The following is a 20678-nucleotide window of genomic DNA, read 5'->3' as shown; positions in this document are numbered from 1 at the left end:
CCGCCATCCCGCCGCCGGCTCGGCGTCGACGCGCCGTCACCGCTCGCCGAGGAGCGCGAGCACCGCGAGGACGCGGCGATGGTGGTCGGGCGACTCCTCGAGCCCGAGCTTCTGCAGGATGCTCCGCACGTGCGTCTCGACCGTCTTCAGCCCGAGGAAGAGCGCCTGCGCGATTCCGCCGTTCGAGTAGCCCTGCGCCATCAGCTCGAGCACCGAGCGTTCACGCTCGGTCAGGCGGGTGATGGGGTCGTCGACCCGGCTGCGGCCGACCAGCTGCTCAACGACCTCGGGGTCGACGACGGAACCACCCGAGGCGACGGTCTCCACGGCGCGCACCAGCGTCTGCGGCTGGGCGACGCGCTCCTTCAGCAGGTAGCCGGTGCCGCTGCCGGCCCCCATCACGCGCAAGGCGTACTCCGGCGTCGCGTACATCGACAGCAGCAGCACGCCGATCGTCGAGCCGCCCGCCCGGATCCGTTCGAGTGCGACGACGCCCTCGTCGCTGTGCCCCGGCGGCATCCGGATATCCAGGACCGCGGCGTCCACCGGCAGTTCCTCGAGCACGGCGAGCAGTTCGTCGGCCGTCCCGACGGATGCGACGACCTCGATGCCGGCGTCCTCGAGCACCTTCTGAATTCCCTCGCGGAGCAGCATCGCATCGTCCGCGATGACGACTCGCAGGGGCGTGGTCGAATCGCCCATTGCTCCTCCGTTCGACGGCGCTCGGGCGCGCGGCCGTGGGCGCACACACCGCCCCGCTCACTGTATCGCGCCGGAAACGGCGGGGCAGGTCCCAATCCGGGGGTGCCCATTGCGGGGGCTCCGCACGGAAACGATGGGCAGCGCTGCCCATCGACACGCTCTGACGACCGTACGTACGATCGCCTCGCACGACCCATCCCGCACCGATTGGAGATCACCGTGGAACTTCGAACCAGGCGACACAAGTTCACCCTCGCCGTCGCGGCACTCGCGATGGCCGCGGCCGGGACCGTCGGTGCGGTGGGCACCAGCGCCGCCCCCGCCGAGGCGGCCGGCCGGTGCGTCGACTACAACTACTCCCAGGGCGGCTACTCGAGCTGCATCGGCTACATCCAGCAGCTGGTCAACTACCACACGGGCGCCGGGCTCGCGGTCGACAACAACTTCGGGCCGAAGACGCGTTCCGCCGTCATCCGGGTGCAGTCGATCTTCCGCCTCACCGCCGACGGCATCGTCGGACCGCGGACCTGGAACATCATCTGCTACCCGCAGAAGGGCCCGGGCCCCATCCCGGGCTTCCCCTACGCCGCGGCACGTGCGGCGGGCTGCAGCATCTAGCCGTACCCGCACGCGCGCAACGCGCCCACGCGCCCACGCGCCCACGCGTCACGCGCGCAACGCGCCCACGCGCCCACGCGCCCACGCGCCCACGCGCCCACGAAGGCGGGTGACCCATCGGGTCGCCCGCCTTCGTGCTGCTCAGGATCCGCTCACACGAGCGAGTCGCGCCACGCCGCGTGCAGCGCGGCGAAGCGGCCGTCGCCGCCGATCAGCTCGGCCGGCGAGCCGTCTTCGACGATCCGGCCGTGCTCCATGACGAGCACCCGGTCCGCGATCGCGACCGTCGACAGCCGGTGCGCGATGATGATCGCCGTGCGGTCGGCGAGGAGCTTCGTGAGTCCCTCCTGCACGAGCCGCTCGCTCGGGATGTCGAGCGAGCTCGTCGCCTCGTCGAGGATCAGCACGGCCGGGTTCGCCAGGAACGCCCGGGCGAAGGAGATCAGCTGCCGCTGTCCCGCACTCACCCGGCCGCCGCGCTTGTTCACGTCGGTGTCGTAGCCGTTCGGCAGTCCCTCGATGAACTCGTGCGCACCCACCGCCTTCGCCGCAGCGACCACCTCGTCGAACGAGGCGTCCGGCTTGCCGAGCGCGATGTTGTCCGCGACGGAACCCGAGAACAGGTACGCCTCCTGCGTGACCATGACGATCGCGCGGCGCAGGTCCTTGGGGTGCAGGGTGCGCAGGTCGAGGTCGTCGAGCGTGACCGCACCGTCGCTCGGGTCGTAGAACCGGGCGATCAGCTTCGCGAGCGTCGATTTACCGGCGCCCGTGGATCCCACGAGGGCGATCGTCTGCCCGGCGGGGATGTCGAGATCGAAGCGCGGCAGCACGACCCGGTCCTTCGTGTACGCGAATTCGACGCCGTCGAAGCGCACGCGGCCGCTCGCGTTCCACAGGTCGACCGGTCGCTCGGGGTCGGGAACGCTCGGCTCCTCCTCGAGCACGCCCGAGATCTTCTCGAGCGCGCTCGCGGCGGACTGGTACCCGTTGTAGAACATCGCGAGATCTTCCATGGGGTCGAAGAAGCGCTTCGTGTACAGCACGGCCGCGAGCAGCACGCCGACCTGCAACGAGCCGTCGACGACGCGGAAGCCGCCGAGCACGATCGTCGCGGCCACCGCGGTGTTTCCGATGAGCGCGAGCCCGGGGTTGAACACCGCGAACAGGCCGAGCACCTTCGCGTTGACATCCCGGTAGTCCTCGACGAGCGCGCCGAACTCCCGCTCGTTGCGCCGCTCCTTGCGGAACGCCTGCACCGCACGGATGCCGGTCATCGTCTCCACGAACTGCACGATGAGGCGGGCCGAGGCGACGCGCGAGCGGCGGAACAGCTGTTGCGAGCGCACCTGGAACCACCGGGTCAGGATGCCGAGCGGCACGAGCGCGATGAGCAGCACCACACCCGACGGCCAGTCGAGGATGATGAGCATCACCGCGGTGAACACCATGTACATGAGCCCGCGGACGAGCAGCGTGAGCCCCTCGTCCATGAGCTCGCGGATGGCGTCGAGGTCGCTCGTCTGGCGCGAGATGATCCGGCCGGACGTGTACGACTCGTGGAACTCGAGCGAGAGCTTCTGCGTGTGCAGGAACACCCGCGTGCGCAGGTCGATGAGCACGGCCTGGCTGATCCGCGCCGAGAGCCGGATGTACACCGCGATGAGGAACGCGCCGACGAGGCCGGTCACGACGTACGCGGCGCCCGACAGCGCCGCCGGCCACCAGTTCTGCCCGATCAGGGCGGGGATGCCCGTGTCGATGCCGTACGCGATGATCGCCGGGCCCGCGACCTGCGCGGCGGACGAGAGCATCACCGCGATGACGGTGAGCCACAGGGTGGGGCGGAGCGGATGCAGCAGCGAGCCGAGCAGCCGCATGGAGCGCCGGCGGATCTGCCGCGATTCGGCGCGCGTGTAGTGCTCGCGCTCTTCTCCCTGAACGCCGGTGACGCTCATCGGGCGACCTCCTCTCGATCGGTCTCGGGTTCTTCGCGGATGGAGTCGGCCGGGTCGCTGCCGGCGCGTTCCTCCTCTTCGAGGCTGGAGATGACGAAGCGGTAGTGCTCCGACTCCCGCAGCAGCTCGGAGTGCGTGCCGACGGCCGTGATGCGCCCGGCCTCGAGCAGCGCCACCCGGTCGGCCATCATGACCGTCGAGGGGCGGTGCGCGACGATGAGCGCGGTGGTGTCGGCGAGCACGCTCCGCAACTCCTCCTCGACCTTCGCCTCGGTGGTGACGTCGAGCGCGGACAGCGGGTCGTCGAGCACGAGCACGGCCGGCTTGGCCGCGACCGCGCGCGCGAGGGCGAGCCGCTGGCGCTGACCGCCGGACAGGCTCATGCCCTCTTCGCCGACCTTCGTCTCGAGCCCCTCGGGCAGCTCGTACGCGAAGCCGGCCTGCGCGATGCGCAGCGCCTCCTCGAGGACGCGCTGCGCCTCCGCTTGCACGGCCGGGTCGTCCCCGGCGAGCTCGGGACGCCCGAGCAGCACGTTCTCGCGCACCGAGGCGCTGAACAGCGTGGCGTCCTCGAACGCCATGGCGATGTGGCGGCGCAGTTCCTCGCGGGTGAACGCGCGCACGTCGACGCCGTCGAGCGTGACGGCGCCGCCGGTCACGTCGTACAGGCGGGTCGTGAGCGCGGTGATCGTGGTCTTGCCGCTGCCGGTGAGCCCGACGAGCGCCATGGTCTCGCCCGGCCGGACGACGAGCTCCACGTCGTCCAGCAGGTCGGGGAATCGCGACGGCGCATCCTGGTAGCGGAAGTGCACCCCCTCGAACGCGAGCTCGCCGCGCGGACGCTCGAGCGTGCGCGGCGCGTCCGGGTCGAGGATCGTGTTCTCGCTGTCCATGATGTCGAAGAACCGGTCGGTCGCGGTGCGCGCGTCGAGGGCGAACGCGAGCATGAAGCCGATCGACTCGATCGGCCAGGCGAGCACCGTCGCGGTCGCGAAGAACGCGACGAGTTCGCCGACCGTCAGCTGCCCGTTCGCCGCGAGCCAGATGCCGACGACGAGGCACGCGCCGAGCGCGATGGCCGGCACGACCATGATCCACACCCAGATGTTCGCGTCGAGGCGCGCCTTCTCGATCTCGGTGCGGCGCAGCGACTCGGCCTGCGCCCGGAACGTCGACAGCGCGTGCTTGCCCCGGCCGAACGCCTTGAGCACGCGGATGCCGTGCACCGACTCCTCGACCGCGGTCGCGAGGTCGCCCTGCTGGTCCTGGCTGAGGCGCGACTTCTCGGAGTACTCCCCCTCGAAGCGGTAGCCGGCCCACCAGAGCGGCAGCGAGCAGACGAGGAAGATGAGACCGAGCAGCCAGTTCATCGACATCAGGATGCCGACGCCGACCACGATGATGACGAGGTTCGCCCCGGTCAGTACGAGGCCGAAGCTCAGCCAGCGGCGGATGAGGCTCAGGTCGCTGACGGCGCGCGAGAGCAGCTGCCCGCTCGGCCAGCGGTCGTGGAAGCTCACCGGGAGATCCTGCAGCTTCGCGTACAGGGCGTCGCGCATGCGCGCTTCGACCTTGGTGCCCGGGCCGACGACGAGCCAACGACGGAGCGCGTAGAGGATCGATTCGATCGCGCCGAGCACGAAGACGAGGATCGCGAGCGGCCAGACCGCGGTCGCGTCGCGCTGCGCGAGCGGCCCGTCGACGATCTGCTGCATCACCTGCGGGATCGCGAGGGCGAACAGCTGCGCGATCAGTGCCGCGCCCATGCTCATCGCGAAGGCCGGCAGCGCGGGCCCCGCGTACTCGCGGAGGCGCCAGAGCGCACGCACCGCGCCGAGACGGGGCGCCTCGGCGGCGTGACCGGGCGGATGGGTGGGTGGGGTGGTCAAGGATGGCCCTTTCGGAACGGCGTGCGGCGGCGAGGGCCGCGCACGCGGAGGCGTGCGATGAGATGCGGATGGCGGACCGGAGCGTCGTCGTCGACGGCGAACGGTGCCGATGCGGAAGCGGAGCCGGAATCTACACGAACCGGGACCGGTGCCTGGATGGGGGCCCGGAGCGCCCGACGGCGAGGCTCCGCAAGGAGTTCGCGCGACCGGGGGCGCCCGGCGATGATGGCCGCGGGAGCGGCGCTTCGGCCGGACCGAGTCCGGCTCGACGGGTCGGAGCTAGTGCTCCGGCGTGGCAGCGGGACGGCGCGGGGCGCGGATGCCAGCGCCAGCGACCGCGACCGAAGGGGCGGAAGTGTGGGCTGTTGACATCGGGTCCTCCTGCGTCATCGTCTCGTGATCCATAGCCTGCCGAACTCGTGGTGCGACAGCCTTACAGAATATTCAGAGATCGGAGTGGTACGCAAGTCCCCGGTGCGGGGTAAGCTGTCCGAATTCGACGCCGGCGCACCGCTGCACCGATCGCCGCGGCGACCCGAACCCTGCATCGAGGAGGCTCCGCGCGTGGCATCCGCCCGGCTGGCACTGGCTCGTGCCCGTGCGCGCTCGGGTGTGCTCGCCGGCGTGGCCGCCGTCGTCCTCATCCTCTCCGGTGTCGGCACTGCGATCATCGATCAGGCCGCCGGCGCCGCCGTCACCGCGTTGCGCGAGCGCGTTGCCGCCGCCGCCGGAGCCGACGGGGCCGTGCGCTGGGAGATCCGCCGCTCGATCGATCCCGAGGCACAGGCCGAGGCCGGCGCGGCCGTGCTCGACCGCACCCTGTCCGCCGAGACGATCGGCTGGGACCGCTCGGCCGAAAGCTCGGCCGTGCCGCTGGGCGACGGCACCGCGCCCGACGGCACCGCGCCCGACGGCACCGCGCCCGACGGCACCACGGCCGACGGCACCGACGCCGCGGCGGTCGGCGTCGTACTCCTCGCCGACCCGGCGATCGCGGAACGGGCCCGGCTCGTCGACGGCGTCTGGCCGGATGCGACGAGCGCCGACGAGGCAGCCGCCATCCCGACCGCCGTCCACCGGGGCGCGGCGGACGCACTCGGGCTCGCGCTCGGCGACACCGTCGAGCTCGCCGACCGTCGCCTGCAGATCGTCGGCACCTGGCTGCCCGACGACGCCAGGGCGCCCGCCTGGTTCGGCGAGCCGCTCATCGCCACCGGTTCGGCCGACGGAGCCGCCGGCCCCTTCCTCGTCGATGAGACCGCCCTCGACGGACTGCCGGTCGCCGTCCGGGTGCGCTGGACGGCGACGCCGATCATCGACGCGCTCACTCCGGACTCCGCGCGCGAGCTTACCGGCGACATCGCGCGCACGACCCCGGCGCTCGCCGCGCAGCCGGGCATCGGCGAGGACGGTCTGACCCGGCTCGGCGGCCTGCCCGCGACGATCGACGCGGCGACGGCCGGCCTCGACGCGGTGCGCGCGATCACGCCGCTGCCGCTGCTGCTCCTCGGGGCGGCCGGCATCGCCGCCCTCGGCCGGCTCGGCACGCTGCTCGCCGGCGCCCGCCGGGGCGAGACGGTGCTGCTGCGCGCCCGGGGAGCCGCGACCCGACAGCTCGTCGGCTGGCAGGCGGGCGAGGCGGCCGCCGTCGGCGCCCCCGCGGCGATCCTCGGCGCCTCGGCCGGCGAACTCGCGCTGCTCCTGCTCCGCCCGGGCGAGCCACGATCGCTGTGGATCGCCGCGGCGGTCGCCGCCGTCTCGGTGCTCGTCGCCGTCGTCCTGCTCGCGGCGAGCGCGTGGGGCGAGGCACGGCGGCCCGTCACCCGCTCGACCGGGGACGACAGCGGCCGCGGCACCCGCGCCGCGGCCCTCGGCGGCACGGTCCTCGTCGCGGTCGCGGCGGCCGTGTCGCTCTGGCAGTTCCGGCTCTACGGCTCCCCGCTCGTGCGCTCCGCCGACGGCGGCACGGCGGTCGATCCGCTCGCGGTGCTGGCCCCCGTGCTCGTGCTGCTCGCGCTCGCGCTCGGCGCCCTCGCCTGCACGCCGTTCGTCTCCCGGCTGCTCGAGCGCATCGCCTCGGCGCGGCCGGGGCTCGTGCCTTCGCTCCCGCTCCGCCAGCTGGCCCGGCGGGCCCCCATGTTCGCTGCGGCCTCCTTCACCGCGATGCTCGGCGTCGCCGGCATCGTGCTCACCGCGAGCGTCGCGGGCACCTGGCAGCGGTTCGACGCCGACGTCGCCGCACTCGCCACGGGCGGCGAGGTCCGGGTCGTCGGCGCCGCGGACCCGGCTGCCGCGGCCGACGCCGCCGCAGCGCTGCCCGAGGTGGTCGTCGAGCCGGTCGTGCGGCGCGAGATCCGAGTGGGGCCGGAGACGGCGACGCTCATCGCCACGGGGCTCGACGTGCTGCCGCAGGTGGCGCCGGGGCTCCCCGATGACGTGCAGCTCGCGATCCGGGCGATCGACGCGGCGGATGCCTCGCTCCTCCCGGTCGCGATCGACGAACAGCTCGCCGCCAGCACGAGCGCGGGCCCCGGCGACCGCATCTCCCTCCGGCTCGGCAGCGCCGACGGCACGATCGACGCGCGCGTCGCCGCCGTCGCGCAGGTCGTCCCGGGAGCGGGCGAGTTCGGCGTGCTCGCCGACCGCGCGGAGCTCGACGCCGCCGTGACGGCGGCCGGCGCACGCACGCCGAGCGCCGACGAGCTGTGGCTCGGCGCCGCCGATCCGGCTGCCGTCGTCGCCGCCCTCGACCGGGACCGGCCCGGCGGCGCGGTGGCGCTCGCCCGGGGCGCGGCGTCGACGGCGAGCCTCGTCTCCCCCGCGATCACCGCGCTCTGGCTCGGCGCGATCGGCGCCCTCGCCGCCGCCCTCGCCGCGCTCATCGCCCTCGCCGCCGCGCTCGGCGCCTCCCGGCGGGGCGAGGTGCTCGTGCTCCGCGCCCTGGGCGCGCCGGCCGCGATGCAGGGGCGGGCGCGATTCGCCGAGCTCGCGGCGGCCGTCGGCACCGCCATCGTCCTGGGGGCGGCGATCGGTGCGGTCGCGGCGTGGGCGACCTCGGCCGAGCTCGCGCGCGCCGCCGTGCCCGGCGCGCCGGCCGCGCTCACCCCGGCCATCGTGCTCGACTGGTGGCCGCTCGTCGCGACGCTCGGCGCGTTCGCGGTGGCGACCGCAGTGGTCGCCCTGATCGCCGCCCGCGCGGTCACGGTCGCCGCGGGCCGCCCCGGGCGGGAGGAGGTGCGATGAGCCGACACTCCCGGCTGTCCTCGGCGGGCCTCGTCGGCCGGCAGTTCCAGGCCTCCCCCACCGCGTCGATCCTGCTGGCGGTGCTCGTCGCCGTCGCCGCCTTCGCGGCGGTCGCGCTGCCCCGGGCGATCACCGCCCTGCACACCGAGTCGCTGCAGCAGTCGATGGCGGCCGTCGCGCCGCGGGAACTCGACCTGACCGCGTCGACGAGAGACCGACCGCCGGTCGGACCCGGCGAATCCACCCTGCCGGAGGACGTCGCCGCCGTCTGGGGCTCGCAGGCCGCGCAGGCCGAGCAGATCCGGGACCGGCTGCCCGAGGAGCTCCGCACCGTGCTCGGGCCGCCGAGCGCCGTCGTCGTCGGCGACCCGGTGGTCGCGAGCACCGCGGAGCAGGGCATCGGCAGCACCATCTTCCGCGTCCAGCCCGGCTTCGACCCTCGACTGCGCGAGCACGCCGAGCTGAGCGAGGGCGAGTGGCCCGCCCGCTTCGACGGCGCGGTCCCCGGCGAGGAGCCGATGGAGGTCGTGCTCTCGGTCCCCGTCGCCGAACGCCTCGAGTGGGCGGTCGGCGAGACCCGCACCCTCGACTTCCCGACGGGCCGAGTGCCCGCGGTCGTCACCGGCACGTACACCGCGATCGATCCCGCCGATCCGTTCTGGAGCCACGTGCCGACGGCGCTCCGCGCGAATCGCGAGCAGGTCGGCCTCAGCCCGCCCATCATCACGGGCGTCGCCATGTTCGATCCGAGCTCCTGGGAGACGGTGCAGTCCGTCTCGCTCCCGATCGAGCTCCAGGTGTGGTTCCCGCTGGAGTACGGGGAGGTCGGCGCGGACCAGGTGTCGACGCTCATCGACCAGCTCGGCGAGGTCGAGTCCCGCATGGAGCCGCTCGACCAGAGCGCCGAGACCCTGTCCTTCCGCACGGCCGACAGCATCACCTTCCGCAGCGGACTTCGCGACGTGCTGATCCAGGCGCGCAGCGAGGCGGTCGCGGTCGACGCCGTGCTCGCCACTGTCGCCTCCGGCCCGATCGGCGTCACGATCGCCGTGCTCGTGCTCGGCGCGCTCGTGGTGTTCGAGCGCCGCCGCACGGGCCTCGAACTCGCCGCCGCGCGCGGCGGGTCCACCGGGCAGCTCCGCACCGTGCTCGGCGCCGAGGGCGCGATCATCGGCCTGCCCGCACTGCTCGTGGGCGGCATCGCCGGCACCCTCGTCCTGCCCGCACAGACCGGCGCGGGCGGCTGGTGGCTCGCCGCGGCCTTCGCCCTCGCCCCCGGTGTTCTGCTGGCGGCTTCGGCCGGGCAGCTGAGCCCCTTGCGACGCGCGAGGGTCGACCTCGGCGGGGTCCCGGCCCGCGGCCGCTGGATCGCCGAGCTCGCGGTGACCCTCGTCGCCGCCACCGCCGTCGTGCTGCTGTTCCGCCGCGGCCTCTCGAGCACCGACGCGGCGGGGCCGGCGAGCGTCGACCCGCTCCTCGCGGCCGTGCCGCTGCTGCTCGCCCTCGTCGTCTGCGTCGTCGTGCTCCGCGTCTACCCGCTGCCGCTGCGCCGTCTGGTGACGGTGCTCGAACGACGTCGCTCGCTCGTCGCCTTCCTCGGTGCGGCCCGCGCGCTGCGCGACCCGTCCGCCGGGCTCGTCCCCGTGCTCGCGGTCGTCGTCGGCGTCGCGGTCGCCGTCTTCTCGGCGGTGCTGCTCGGCACCGTGCGGGGCGGGATCGAGGCATCCGCCGCCGTCCAGGTCGGTGCCGACGTGCAGCTGCACGCGGGCCCGATGACGACCGCGCAGCTCGACGAGCTGCGCGCGATCGACGGGGTCGAGGCCATCGCCCCCGTGTACTCGACGGGCTCCGCCCCGCTCGAGGTCGACGGTCAGCGCCGACCGACCACGGTCGTCGTGGTGGACGTCGCCGAGATGACCGCCGTGCAGGAGGGGCGGAGCGGCGTGCTGCCGCTGCCTGCGGCGCTCGGCGCGGGAGACGCCGACGACCGCCCGGTGCCGGTGCTCGCCTCCGGCGCGCTCGCCGAGCGGCTCGCGGGCGGTGACCGGGTCCGGCTCGACGGGCAGGAGATCGACGTCGTCGAGGGCGTGACGGCCGAGACGGCGTTCACGCCGCGCCGCGACTGGCTGCTCGTCGACCGCTCGAAGGCGCGGCCGTTCACCGATACCCTCGTGCCGCGCACCGTGCTCATCCGGGTCGCGCCCGACGCCTCCGCCGACGCGATCGCGGACGCCGCCGTCGCCGTCGCCGGTGACGGCGCGACGGCCGACACCCCGGACTCGCTGGCCGATTCCCTGTCGGCCAGTCCGGCGGCGCGGGGCCTCATGATCGCGCTCGCGATCGCCATCGTGCTCACGAGCCTCGCCACGGCGCTCGCCATCGTGCTCACGCTCGTCGTCGGCCGCCCCGCTCGAGAGCGGCTGCTGCCGCTGCTGTCGACGCTCGGCCTGCGTCGTCGCGAGGAGCGGGCACTCGTCGCCTGGGAGATCGGCCCGGTCGTCGTCGCGGCGGTCGTCGCCGGCGCGGCGCTCGGGATGCTGCTGCCGGTGGTCGTGCTGCCGGCCATCAACATCGCCGCGTTCACGGGCGCGATCGTCCAACCGCCCATCTCGATCGACCCGCTGCTCGTCGGCGGCGTGCTCGCCGGCGCGATCGCGGTCTCCGGGATCGGCGCCTGGGTCGCCGCGAGCATCGGGGGCCGGGTGGATGCCGCCAGAGCGCTCCGCAAGGAGGAGGAATCATGACCGACGTCGCCGAACCGCACATCCTCTGCGTCGACCTCGTGCGCATCTTCAGCGCCGACGGGGTCGAGGTGCAGGCGCTGCAGGGGCTGAACCTCCGGGTCGAGGCGGGCGAGATGGTCGCCGTGGTCGGCGCGTCCGGCTCCGGCAAGTCGACCCTCCTGACGATCCTCTCCGGGCTCGACACCGCCACCGCGGGCGTCGCACGCGTCGCAGGGCACGACCTGCTGACCATGGGCGGCCGCGAGCGCGTCGGGTACCAGCGCCGCACGGTGGGCTTCATCTGGCAGCAGACCTCGCGCAACCTGCTGCCGTACCTCACCGCGGCCGAGAACCTGGCGCTCGCGATCAATGTCGCGGGCACCGCGAAGGGCGGCGCGCGGGCGCAACGGATCGCCGAGCTCCTCGACCTGCTCGAGGTGGCCGAGTTCGCCGACCGCCGTCCGGGCGAGCTGTCCGGCGGCCAGCAGCAGCGCGTGGCGATCGCCGTCGCGCTCGCGAACGGCCCGCGGGTGCTGCTCGCCGACGAGCCGACGGGAGAACTGGACGAGGCGACGAGCGCCTCCGTGCTCGAGGCGATGCGCCGGGTCAACGAGGAGCTCGGTGTCACGACGCTCATCGTCACGCACGACCCGACCGTCTCGGAGCACGTCCGGCGCACCGTGCAGATCCGCGACGGCCGCACGTCCACCGAGGTGCTGCGCTCCACACGGCTCGACGAGCACGGCGCCGAGCAGGCGGTGGCCGAGGAGTTCGCGGTGCTCGACCGGGTGGGCCGGCTGCAGCTCCCGCACGACTTCGTGGCCTCGCTCGAGCTGCAGGAGCGGGTGCGGCTCGCGCTGGAGCCCGACCACGTGGGCGTCTGGCCCGGCCACGAGGGCGCCCCGCCGCCCCGGCCGCGCGAGTCGGCGCCGCCCGAGCCGGCGCCGCGCGAGCCGTGGCCGCCCGGGCCTTCGCCGCGCGAGTCGGCACCCGCCGACGACGCCCCGCGCCGCCGCGGTCGGCACGCCGCACCCGACCCCGGCGCCGACGCCGACCCCGACGCCGGCGACCGGCCGGCCCCGAACGGAGGAGCCGCATGACCGCCGCGCTGCGCGCCGAATCGATCACCCGCACCTTCTCGGGGCGGGCGGGCGAGGTGCACGCCGTCCGCGAGGTCTCGCTCGAGGTGCGCCCGGGCGAGCTCCTCGTCGTGACCGGCCCCTCGGGCGCCGGAAAGACGACGCTGCTGAACCTCCTCGGTGGCCTGGACCGCCCGGATGCCGGCCGGGTGCATCTGGGCGAGCTGGAGCTCTCCGCGCTCGACGAGACCGCACTCGCGGAGGTGCGTCGTGATCGCCTCGGCTACATCTTCCAGTCCTTCGGGCTCATCCCGGTGCTCTCGGCCGCCGAGAACGTCTCGGTCCCGCTCCGGCTGCAGCGGGTGGAGCCCGCCGAGCGGGACGAGCGCGTCGCCGAGGCGCTCCGGCTCGTCGGCCTCGCCGAGCATGCGGCCCAGCGGCCGTACGAGCTCTCCGGCGGTCAGCAGCAGCGCGTGGGCATCGCCCGCGCCCTCGTCGCGCGTCCGCACCTGCTGCTCGCCGACGAGCCGACCGGGCAGCTCGACAGCGGCACGGCGGCGCAGGTGATGGACCTCATCGGCGAGCTCGTCCACGAGCACGGTGTCGCGGCGGTCGTGACGACGCACGACCCCTCGCTCGTGAAGCGGGCGGATCAGCTGCTCGAGCTGCACGACGGCGTCGGGACGCCCCGCCCGGCGCCGGGGCTCAGCGCACCCGGACCGACAGACAGGTGACGCAGCCCTCGAGCTTCTCGAACTCGCTGATGTCGACCGTGAGCACACGGTAGCCGAGGCCCGACAGCAGCTCCGCCGTCCGCGGAGCAGCCGCCGACATCAGCAGCGTGTCGTCCGCGACCAGCACGACCGCGACGCCCTCCCGCTCCGGCACGGGCAGGAAGCGCGGGAACAGGCTCGGCGCGTCGACGAGCTCGGGGTGCCCGATCACCGTGCCGTCCGGCAGCGCCGTGACCGCGCTCTTCAGGTGCAGCGCCCGCGTCACGGGCACGGCGACGACGGTGTAGTCGCGCCCGTCGAGCAGGGCGCGGAGCTGGCGGATGCCCTCCGCGTTCGTGCGACTGGAGGCGCCGACGTACACGGTGCGGCCGACCTTCAGCACGTCGCCGCCCTCGAGCGTGCCGGGCGCCTCGATGCGGGCGAGCTCGAGCCCGGGCAGGTCGCGGACGCTGCGCTCGACGCCCTCGATCTCGCCGCGCCTCGAGGCCGCGCCCGGACTCGTGATGACGGCCAGGTCCTCGAAGAGCACGACCGTGTCCTCGACGAACACCGAGTCGGCGAGTTCGGGGGCCGCGTCGACCTCGACGGTCTCCCAGCCCTCGGCGACGAGGGTGGCGCAGTAGTTGTCCCACTGCTCGTCGGCCTTGGCCTGGTCGACGGGCAGACGCTCGAGGTGGGTGAGCTCGCCGTCGGCGAGGTTCGAGGCGGGGATGCGGACGAGGGCGATGCGCCGGGGCATCCGCTCCGGCTGGTACGACTGGATGGCCCGGGCGACGAACGGCGCGAGCCAGAGCTCGCCGAACGTCACGAGCAGCACGAACACGAGGTTGAGGCTGACGAGCGAGCCGACGACGAAGAGGAACAGCTCGCCGGAGATCCCGCGCCCCGTGGCGAGCACCGTCACCGTGGTCGCGAGGATGGCCGCGAGCACGGCCGCGGCGAAGCCAGAGATGAGCGCCAGGAACCAGGTGCGCAGGGCGCCGGCGGCGTTCGAGATCGCGAGCAGCGCGGCCGCGAAGAAGCCGGCGAGGGCGAAGTGCCCGGTGAGCTGCACGAACACCTCGGGCGTGTGCCCGTTGCCGATGAAGAAGGCGAGCAGGGCGCCGAGGAAGCCCAGGGCGCCGACGGCCGCGGACGAGCCGAGCACGGCGAGCACCGCTCGACCGCCCCCGGTGCGGCGGGCGGGCGCGGGTCGCGTGGCTGGCTCGGCGGGATCGCCGCCGGATTCGTCGGCGGGATCGGCTGGCGCGGGGGACGTCATGGTCACCGAGCCTAGCGGCCGGGCCGCGGGCGGTGCGTCTCCGCTGCCGCCCGCGCCCCCGGCCGACCGGTGGCGCCGTTCGTCACCCGATCAGCCGGCGGCGTGCAGCCGGGCGAGGGCGAGACGCTCGGCGGACTCGAGGGTGGTCGTGCCCGAGGCATCCGCTTCGCGCAGGATCGCGCCGATCGTGTCGCCGATGCCCGCGATGCGGTCGTCGAGCTCGGCGGCCGTGACGCCCGGTGCGGAGGCCAGGTCGAGGTAGACGACCCCGCCGGCGTTCACGACGAAGTCGGGCGCCCACACGATGCCGCGCTCGCGCAGCCGGTCGGCGACGCCGCGCGCCGCGAGCTGGTTGTTCGCCGCACCGACGACGGCGCGCACCCGCAGTTCGGAGACGACCTGGCCGGTGAGCACGCCGCCGAGCCCGCAGGGCACGAAGACGTCGGCCTCGACGAGGTGGGCCTCCGCTGGCGAGACCCAGGCGGCCCCGAGCTCCTCGGCGAGCGCCCGCTTGCCCTCGAACACGTCCGTGACGGTGAGCCGGGCGCCGCGTGCCGCGAGCATGCGGGCGAGCCGTCCGCCGACCTGACCGAGCCCGGCCACGACGAAGTGGCGGCCGGCGGGGTCTGCGGAGCCGAAGACGTGCTCGAGCGTCGCGAGCATGCCGGCGAAGACGCCCGCGGCGGTGGCATCGGCGGGCTCGCCGACCCCGCCGGCCTCGGCGGGCAGCCCGCAGACGTGCTGGGTGCGCTCGTGCACGACGGCCATCAGCTCGGCGCTCGTGCCGACGTCCTCGGCGGTCATGTACGCGCCGCCGAGCGACTCGACCGCGTCGCCGAGGTCGAGCATGGCGTCGCGTCGGCCGACCTCGTCGAGCTCGACCCCGGACGGGATCGCCACGACCGACTTGCCGCCGCCGCGCGCGAGACCCGCCGCGGCGTTCTTCATCGTCATCGCCTGGGAGAGCCGCAGCGCGTCGCCGAGCGCATCGGTCCAGTGCTCGTAGCGCCAGAGGCGGGCCCCGCCGAGCGCCTGGCCGAGCACCGTGGAGTGCACGGCGACGATGATGGTGAGCCCGGATCGCGGCCCGCGGGTGATGAGCACCCGTTCATGATCGGGGGCCGCCTGGGGCAGCTGGACGTGGACCTCGGTCGCGGGTGCGGCCGGTGCAGGGGTGATCGACATCGATCGGTTCTCCTCGGACTCTGACGCCTCGTGGGCATGCTGGTGCGAGCGCCTCGTGAGCGCCCGTCGCTCCCAGCGTACCGCCCGGCGGAGCGTGCCGGATCCGGGCGGAGCCCGGGCGAGGGATCAGTGGAAGAAGTGCCGTTCCCCGGTGAAGTACATCGTGACGCCGGCGGCCTTCGCCGCCTCGACGACCTCCGCGTCGCGCACCGATCCGCCGGGCTGCACGACCGCCTTCACGCCGGCGTCGAGCAGGATCTGCAGGCCGTCGGCGAAGGGGAAGAAGGCGTCGGACGCCGCGACCGAGCCGGCCGCGCGCTCCCCCGCCCGCTCGACGGCGAGCCGGCAGGAGTCCACCCGGTTGACCTGCCCCATGCCGACGCCGACCGAGGCGCCGCCCGAGGCGAGCAGGATGGCGTTCGACTTCACGGCGCGGCTCGCGGTCCAGGCGAAGGCGAGGTCGGCGAGGGTCGCCTCATCAGCCGCCTCGCCGGAGACGAGCGTCCACTCGGCGACCGGCGCGAAGCTGCGGTCGGCCTCCTGCAGCAGCAGGCCGCCGGAGACCTGCTTCAGCTCGACCGCGGTGGGCGCGAAGCCCTCCGGGAGGGTGAGCAGGCGGAGGTTCTTCTTCTGGCTGAGGAGCTCGACCGCCTCCGCCTCGAACGCCGGTGCGACGAGCACCTCGGTGAAGATGGCCGAGACGGTCTCCGCCATCTCGCGGGTGACGGTGCGGTTCGCGGCGATCACGCCGCCGAACGCCGACACTGGGTCGCACTCGTGGGCGCGGCGGTGCGCGTCGGCGATCGGGTCCGCGGCGTCGGCGGCGGCGACGGCGATGCCGCAGGGGTTCGCGTGCTTGATGATCGCGACCGCGGGCTCGTCGAAGTCGAACGCGGCGCGAACGGCCGCGTCGGCGTCGACGTAGTTGTTGTAGCTCATCTCCTTGCCGTGCAGCTGCACGGCCTGGGCGATGCCGGGGCGGCCGCCGTCGGTCGCGAAGATCGCGGCGCGCTGGTGGCTGTTCTCGCCGTAGCGGAGGTCGGCCTGCTTCTGCCAGGTGCCGCCCACCCAGGCGGGGAACGGCGACACCGAGGCATCCTGGTCCGGCGCGACCGCGCTGCCGATCCAGCTCGCCACCGCGACGTCGTAGCTGGCGGTGTGCCGGAACGCCTCGCGGGCGAGCTCCTGGCGCTGCGCGAGCGTGGTGCCGCCGGCCGCGACCGCGGCGATGACGTCCTCGTAGCGGTCGGGCGAGACGACGACGGCGACGTTCGCGTGGTTCTTCGCGGAGGCGCGCACCATCGCCGGGCCGCCGATGTCGATCTGCTCGACGACCGCTGCGGGCTCCGCACCGGACGCGACGGTCTCGACGAAGGGGTACAGGTTCACGACGACGAGCTCGTACGGCGCGATCCCGAGGCCCTCGAGCTCGCGCTCGTGGTGCTCGAGCCGCAGGTCGGCGAGCAGGCCGGAGTGCACGGCGGGGTGCAGGGTGCGCACGCGCCCGTCGAGGTGCTCCGGGTAGCCCGTCACCTCGGCGATCTGCGTCACCGGCAGCCCGGCGTCCGCGATCGCCTTCGCGGTGCCGCCGGTCGAGACGATCTCGACGCCCGCGCCGACGAGGGCCGAGGCGAGCTCGGCGAGCCGGCGCTTGTCGCTCACGGCGATGAGGGCGCGGCGCACGGGCACGACGTCGCGCTCGCGGTACAGGCTGGGGTCGATGGCGGGGCCGCTCATGATCGCGCGAGGTCCTTCAGATCGAGGTGGGCGTTGGCGATGTCGAGCACGGCCTCGATGAGGAGGCGGCGTTCGACGGGTTTGATGCGCTCGTGCAGGCTGGCCTCGGTGTCGCCGGGCAGCACGGGCACGCGCTCCTGGGCGACGATCGGGCCGCCGTCGACGGAGTCGTCGACGACGATGAGGCTCGCGCCGGTCTGCGTGACGCCGGCGGCGATCGCGTCGCGCACGGCGTGCGCGCCAGGGAACTCCGGCAGGTACGCCGGGTGGGTGTTGATGAGCTGCGGCGAGAACGCGCGGACGACGGCGGGCGGCACGAGCCGCATGAGCCCGGAGAGCACGACGAGCTCGGCGTCCCAGCGGCGCACCTCTTCGATGAGCGCCTCGCCCCAGGCGTCACGGCTCTCGTAGGCCGTGTACGGCACGGTGAAGGTCGGGATGCCGAACTCCTCGCCGAGCGCGAGCCCGTCGGCCTCGCGGTCGGCGCCGATGGCCACGACCCGGGCGGGGAACTCGGCATCGCGGGAGGCTTCGAGCAGCGCGCGGAGGTTCGAGCCGCCGCCGGAGATGAGCACGACGAGCTTCAGCACGCTCAGAGTGTATCGGGTTCGGCCGGGGTCGATTCGGCCGGTGACGTCCGGCGACCGGTGCGGGCCCGGGCGGTGAAGCCGCCGACCACCGCGCCGACGGCCACGGTGAGCGCGGCGACCCCGGCGACGGCCCAGCCGTTCGGACCCGCGTCGGCGAGCCGGCCGGGGCCGATCGCGCCACCCGACCACCAGGCGCCGAGGCCGAGGACGAGCGCGGCGAGGAGGCCGGCGCCCAGCCCGACGGCGAGCGGATGCCACCACGGCGTCTGGCCTGACCGGGGGGCCGAGCCGAGGGCCCATCCGCCGTCGGCCCATCCGCCGTCGGCGGGCTCGTCGGCGGCCCGGTCGACGTCGGGCTCGTCGCGTGCGACGTCGGAGCGGGTCGGGGCATCCGTGCCGGCGCCCGAGACCCGGGAGACGAGATATGCGCCGACGAAGGCCGCGAGCACCGGCACGAGGAGCCAGAGCGCCGACATCGGGGCGCCGTCGCTCGGCAGCGCGCCGGCGATCGGCAGCCCCGGGACAGGCCCGAGCAGGGTGCCGGCGGGCGTGACCTGGGTCCCGGCGCCGATCGCGAAGCCGGGGCCGAGCAGCCAGGACGCGCCCCAGAGCACGAGGTTCGGCAGCAGCGCCAGCTCCGCGACGAAGATGGCGACGCCGCCGTCGAAGCCCGCGCCGAGCACCTGATGCAGCCCCGTGATCGTGGCGTAGCTCGACACGATCGCCCACGCGACGACGAGCCCGGACACGGCGAGCACCGCGAACGCCGAGCCGACGCCGACGCGCCATGCGCGCCCCGCGAGCTCGAGCCACTCGTCGGGCACGGCGGCGGGCAGCCGGTCGAGGAGCCGGTCGCGCAGTTGCTCCGAGCTCAGCAGACCGATGAGCACGCCGGCGGCGGTGATCGCGGCGGGCAGCAGCGCCCCCTGCCAGACCGAGGCGTGCGCGGCCGGGTGGCGGGCGGCGAGGGTCGCGACGAGCCCGACGCCGGCGGAGACGGCGACGGCCGCCACGAGGCCCGCGACGGGCGCCCCGGCGGCGACCGCACGGCGACCGATGCGGCGCGCGACGAGCAGGGTGAGCAGGGCGAACCCGAGCAGCGCGATCGTGATCGGGAAGGCCGCCTCCGCGCCGGGGACGCCGGTCCGGGCGGCTGTCACCTCGTCGAGCTGCACGGTGAGGTCGACGCCGTGCCCGAGGAGCCAGACGTCGGCGGCGGCGCGGAACACGACGTCGAGCCCGAGACCGAGCTGGAAGTGCATGCCCCAGAGCAGCATGAGCGGCACGAGGGCGATGCCGTAGCCGACGAGCGCCGAGACGAGCGCCTCGAGTGCGGCGAGCAGGGCGACCGTGGTGCGTCTCATGACCCGGTCGAGCCTAGCGGACCGCGCCCGCCTCGCCGCTCGCCACGACGGGGGTGCGTCACTCCCGTCCGCGCGCCGTCGCGACCGCCTCGTCGGCGACCGTGGCATCGGGTGTGCCGCCGGCGGCGACGGCGGCGACGGCGTCCGCCTCGCCGTCGGCGTCCGCCTGCTGCGCGTCCAGGCCCTCCTCGGCCGGCCGGCGCAGCAGCTCGACCAGCAGGATGGCAAGTAGCGCGACGAGCACGGTCGTCACGACGAGCCCGGTCGTGAGCGGACGCCCGAACAGCACGACGAGCACCGCGATGAGCGCGATGCCGAGGTAGGCGGCCGAACGGAAGCGGTCGAGGGCGACGCCGAACGCGCCCGTCGTCACCCCGTACTTGGCCGCCTGCCGCCGGATCGCCGCGAACATCGCGTTCGAGAAGCCGCGGAGCGCCCGCGCCGGCCGGAATGGGCCGGCCCACCAGGCGATGATCGCCGTCAGGAGGCCGAGCACGAGTCCTGCGACGATCGTGGAGCGGATGAGCTCGATGATCTGCTCGTACAGGGCGCCCGCTGCGCCCGCGGGCATGATCGAGGGGCTCACCGTGCCGACGAAGAACAGCCGCCCGATGCCGACCCCGGCGGCGAGGGTCGCCATCACGAGCGCGAAGCCCGCGGCGGTCCAGACGAACGCCCGCGGCCGGTTGCGGGCGAGCAGCACGCCGCCCACGAGCATCGCGAGCACCACCCAGGGCAGCCAGGTGCCGACCGCCACGGCCAGCGCGTACACCGTCTGCACGAGCACGAGCGAGTCCGCCTGGGCGATCGCGATGCTCTGGTTCACGACCGGGATCGCGCTCGCGAAGCCGACGCCCCGGTCGATGAGCTGCTGCTTCACCGTCTCGATGATCGGGCCGAGTTGCACCGAGAGCTGCCCGCCCGGGCCGATCTCGAGGGCGGCGTTCGGGTCGCCCTGGATCGCGGCGATCGCCTGCCGGTGGCTCACCCGCAGCGCCGTCGCCCAGGTGTCGGCGAAGGCGTCGGAGGCGATGACCTGGCTCACCGTCTGCGCGACGAGGGCCTGCAGCCCCTGGGCCGCGGGGCCCTCGAGGAGGCCGAGCGCGTCGGCCGCGCGCGGCGGCAGATCGAGCGAGCGGATGCCGTCGAACACCTGGGAGGTGAGCCCCGGGATGTCGACCTGCTCCTCGATGATGCCGGTGACCGTGTCGGCGACGAACGCCTGCACCTCCGGGTCGTCGGCGAGCGGGGCGAAGGTCGCCACGAAGCGGTCGGTGTCGACGAGTTCGAGCCGTGCCCAGGAGCTGAGCAGCGCGACCGGGGTGAGCAGCAGGGCGAGCACCACGAGGATGCCGGACACCACCGAGCGCCAGCGCCCGGACTTCCGGCGGCCCCCGGTGCCTGCCGAGGCATCCGCCTCGTCGCCGGCCGTCCCGAGCTCGGACTCGCGCGAGCGCAGCTCGCGATTCTCCGCCTCGAGCTGCGCGATGCGCGCTTCGAGGTCCGCCTGCGTCTTCGCCATGATCCCCCCTGGGCACGACCCTAGCGGCTGTGGCGGCGCGGGCGACAGAGCGGGATCCGGGTACGACGAAGGC

General features: G+C 74.3%; 13 protein-coding genes and 1 pseudogene. 5 read left to right on the top strand and 9 right to left on the bottom strand.

Annotation, left to right across the window (positions count from 1 at the left end):
- Positions 1 to 36: 36 nt before the first annotated feature.
- Positions 37 to 702, bottom strand: a complete 666-nt coding sequence (locus MTP13_RS09740; RefSeq protein WP_243567532.1) for a response regulator transcription factor — start codon at positions 700 to 702, stop codon at positions 37 to 39.
- Positions 703 to 921: 219 nt separating this feature from the next.
- Here MTP13_RS09740 and MTP13_RS09735 point away from each other — a divergent pair, with 219 nt between their 5' ends.
- Positions 922 to 1320 (top strand): peptidoglycan-binding domain-containing protein, encoded by a 399-nt coding sequence (locus MTP13_RS09735; RefSeq protein WP_243567531.1) that lies wholly within the window; start codon positions 922 to 924, stop codon positions 1318 to 1320.
- A 152-nt stretch (positions 1321 to 1472) separates the two neighbouring features.
- Here the strand turns inward: MTP13_RS09735 and MTP13_RS09730 are convergent, their stop codons facing one another.
- A complete protein-coding gene (locus tag MTP13_RS09730; RefSeq protein ID WP_243567530.1) occupies positions 1473 to 3278 on the bottom strand; it encodes an ABC transporter ATP-binding protein in 1806 nt (601 codons plus the stop codon).
- Complete coding sequence (locus tag MTP13_RS09725; protein ID WP_424221769.1) at positions 3275 to 5167, bottom strand: ABC transporter ATP-binding protein; 1893 nt, start codon at positions 5165 to 5167, stop codon at positions 3275 to 3277. Before MTP13_RS09725 ends, MTP13_RS09730 begins: the two co-directional genes overlap by 4 nt.
- A 564-nt stretch (positions 5168 to 5731) precedes the next feature.
- On the opposite strand from MTP13_RS09725, the gene MTP13_RS09720 reads away from it, so the two are divergent.
- The 4 genes and pseudogenes from MTP13_RS09720 to MTP13_RS09705 form a co-directional block, all read left to right on the top strand.
- Positions 5732 to 8410, top strand: a complete 2679-nt coding sequence (locus MTP13_RS09720) for a hypothetical protein (RefSeq protein ID WP_243567529.1) — start codon at positions 5732 to 5734, stop codon at positions 8408 to 8410.
- The gene (locus MTP13_RS09715) at positions 8407 to 11154 is read left to right on the top strand and encodes an FtsX-like permease family protein (RefSeq protein WP_243567528.1); all 2748 of its coding nucleotides are present in this window, start codon (positions 8407 to 8409) and stop codon (positions 11152 to 11154) included. Before MTP13_RS09720 ends, MTP13_RS09715 begins: the two co-directional genes overlap by 4 nt.
- The gene (locus tag MTP13_RS09710) at positions 11151 to 12233 is read left to right on the top strand and encodes an ABC transporter ATP-binding protein (RefSeq protein ID WP_243567527.1); all 1083 of its coding nucleotides are present in this window, start codon (positions 11151 to 11153) and stop codon (positions 12231 to 12233) included. Before MTP13_RS09715 ends, MTP13_RS09710 begins: the two co-directional genes overlap by 4 nt.
- Positions 12234 to 12310: 77 nt before the next feature.
- Positions 12311 to 12946 (top strand): annotated as a pseudogene (locus MTP13_RS09705) (ABC transporter ATP-binding protein); the annotation flags it as partial.
- Here MTP13_RS09705 and ddaH read toward each other — a convergent pair.
- The 6 genes from ddaH to MTP13_RS09675 form a co-directional block, all read right to left on the bottom strand.
- Entirely contained in the window at positions 12918 to 14207 is a 1290-nt protein-coding gene (ddaH, locus tag MTP13_RS18215; RefSeq protein ID WP_279399718.1) for a dimethylargininase, read from the bottom strand. The pseudogene MTP13_RS09705 and the gene ddaH overlap by 29 nt on opposite strands.
- A gap of 90 nt (positions 14208 to 14297) precedes the next feature.
- The gene (locus tag MTP13_RS09695) at positions 14298 to 15392 is read right to left on the bottom strand and encodes a Glu/Leu/Phe/Val dehydrogenase family protein (protein ID WP_243567525.1); all 1095 of its coding nucleotides are present in this window, start codon (positions 15390 to 15392) and stop codon (positions 14298 to 14300) included.
- A gap of 126 nt (positions 15393 to 15518) precedes the next feature.
- Complete coding sequence (gene purH / locus MTP13_RS09690; RefSeq protein WP_243567524.1) at positions 15519 to 17129, bottom strand: bifunctional phosphoribosylaminoimidazolecarboxamide formyltransferase/IMP cyclohydrolase; 1611 nt, start codon at positions 17127 to 17129, stop codon at positions 15519 to 15521.
- Positions 17126 to 17719: a phosphoribosylglycinamide formyltransferase gene (gene purN, locus MTP13_RS09685; protein ID WP_243567523.1), complete on the bottom strand. Its 594-nt coding sequence runs from the start codon at positions 17717 to 17719 to the stop codon at positions 17126 to 17128. The genes purH and purN overlap by 4 nt, the downstream gene beginning before the upstream one ends.
- Positions 17720 to 17721: 2 nt before the next feature.
- Positions 17722 to 19083, bottom strand: a complete 1362-nt coding sequence (locus MTP13_RS09680) for a cell division protein PerM (RefSeq protein WP_243567522.1) — start codon at positions 19081 to 19083, stop codon at positions 17722 to 17724.
- Between the two features lie 58 nt (positions 19084 to 19141).
- Positions 19142 to 20605 carry a bZIP transcription factor gene (locus tag MTP13_RS09675; protein ID WP_243567521.1) on the bottom strand — a complete coding sequence of 488 codons (1464 nt, stop codon included), beginning with the start codon at positions 20603 to 20605 and terminating at the stop codon, positions 19142 to 19144.
- Positions 20606 to 20678 lie beyond the last annotated feature (73 nt).

Source organism: Agromyces soli (genome assembly GCF_022811605.1).
In the GTDB taxonomy this organism is placed as follows: domain Bacteria; phylum Actinomycetota; class Actinomycetes; order Actinomycetales; family Microbacteriaceae; genus Agromyces; species Agromyces soli.
Note: the sequence above shows the minus strand (reverse complement) of the source record. Positions and strands in the feature narration are given on the sequence as shown.

Bases quoted from the DNA above. Each gene is read 5' to 3' on its own strand.
- MTP13_RS09740 (WP_243567532.1), bottom strand. From the start codon at position 702: ATGGGCGATTCGACCACGCCCCTGCGAGTCGTCATCGCGGACGATGCG.
- MTP13_RS09730 (WP_243567530.1), bottom strand. From the start codon at position 3,278: ATGAGCGTCACCGGCGTTCAGGGAGAAGAGCGCGAGCACTACACGCGC.
- MTP13_RS09715 (WP_243567528.1), top strand. From the start codon at position 8,407: ATGAGCCGACACTCCCGGCTGTCCTCGGCGGGCCTCGTCGGCCGGCAG.
- MTP13_RS09710 (WP_243567527.1), top strand. From the start codon at position 11,151: ATGACCGACGTCGCCGAACCGCACATCCTCTGCGTCGACCTCGTGCGC.
- ddaH (WP_279399718.1), bottom strand. From the start codon at position 14,207: ATGACGTCCCCCGCGCCAGCCGATCCCGCCGACGAATCCGGCGGCGAT.
- MTP13_RS09695 (WP_243567525.1), bottom strand. From the start codon at position 15,392: ATGTCGATCACCCCTGCACCGGCCGCACCCGCGACCGAGGTCCACGTC.
- purH (WP_243567524.1), bottom strand. From the start codon at position 17,129: ATGAGCGGCCCCGCCATCGACCCCAGCCTGTACCGCGAGCGCGACGTC.
- MTP13_RS09680 (WP_243567522.1), bottom strand. From the start codon at position 19,083: ATGAGACGCACCACGGTCGCCCTGCTCGCCGCACTCGAGGCGCTCGTC.
- MTP13_RS09675 (WP_243567521.1), bottom strand. From the start codon at position 20,605: ATGGCGAAGACGCAGGCGGACCTCGAAGCGCGCATCGCGCAGCTCGAG.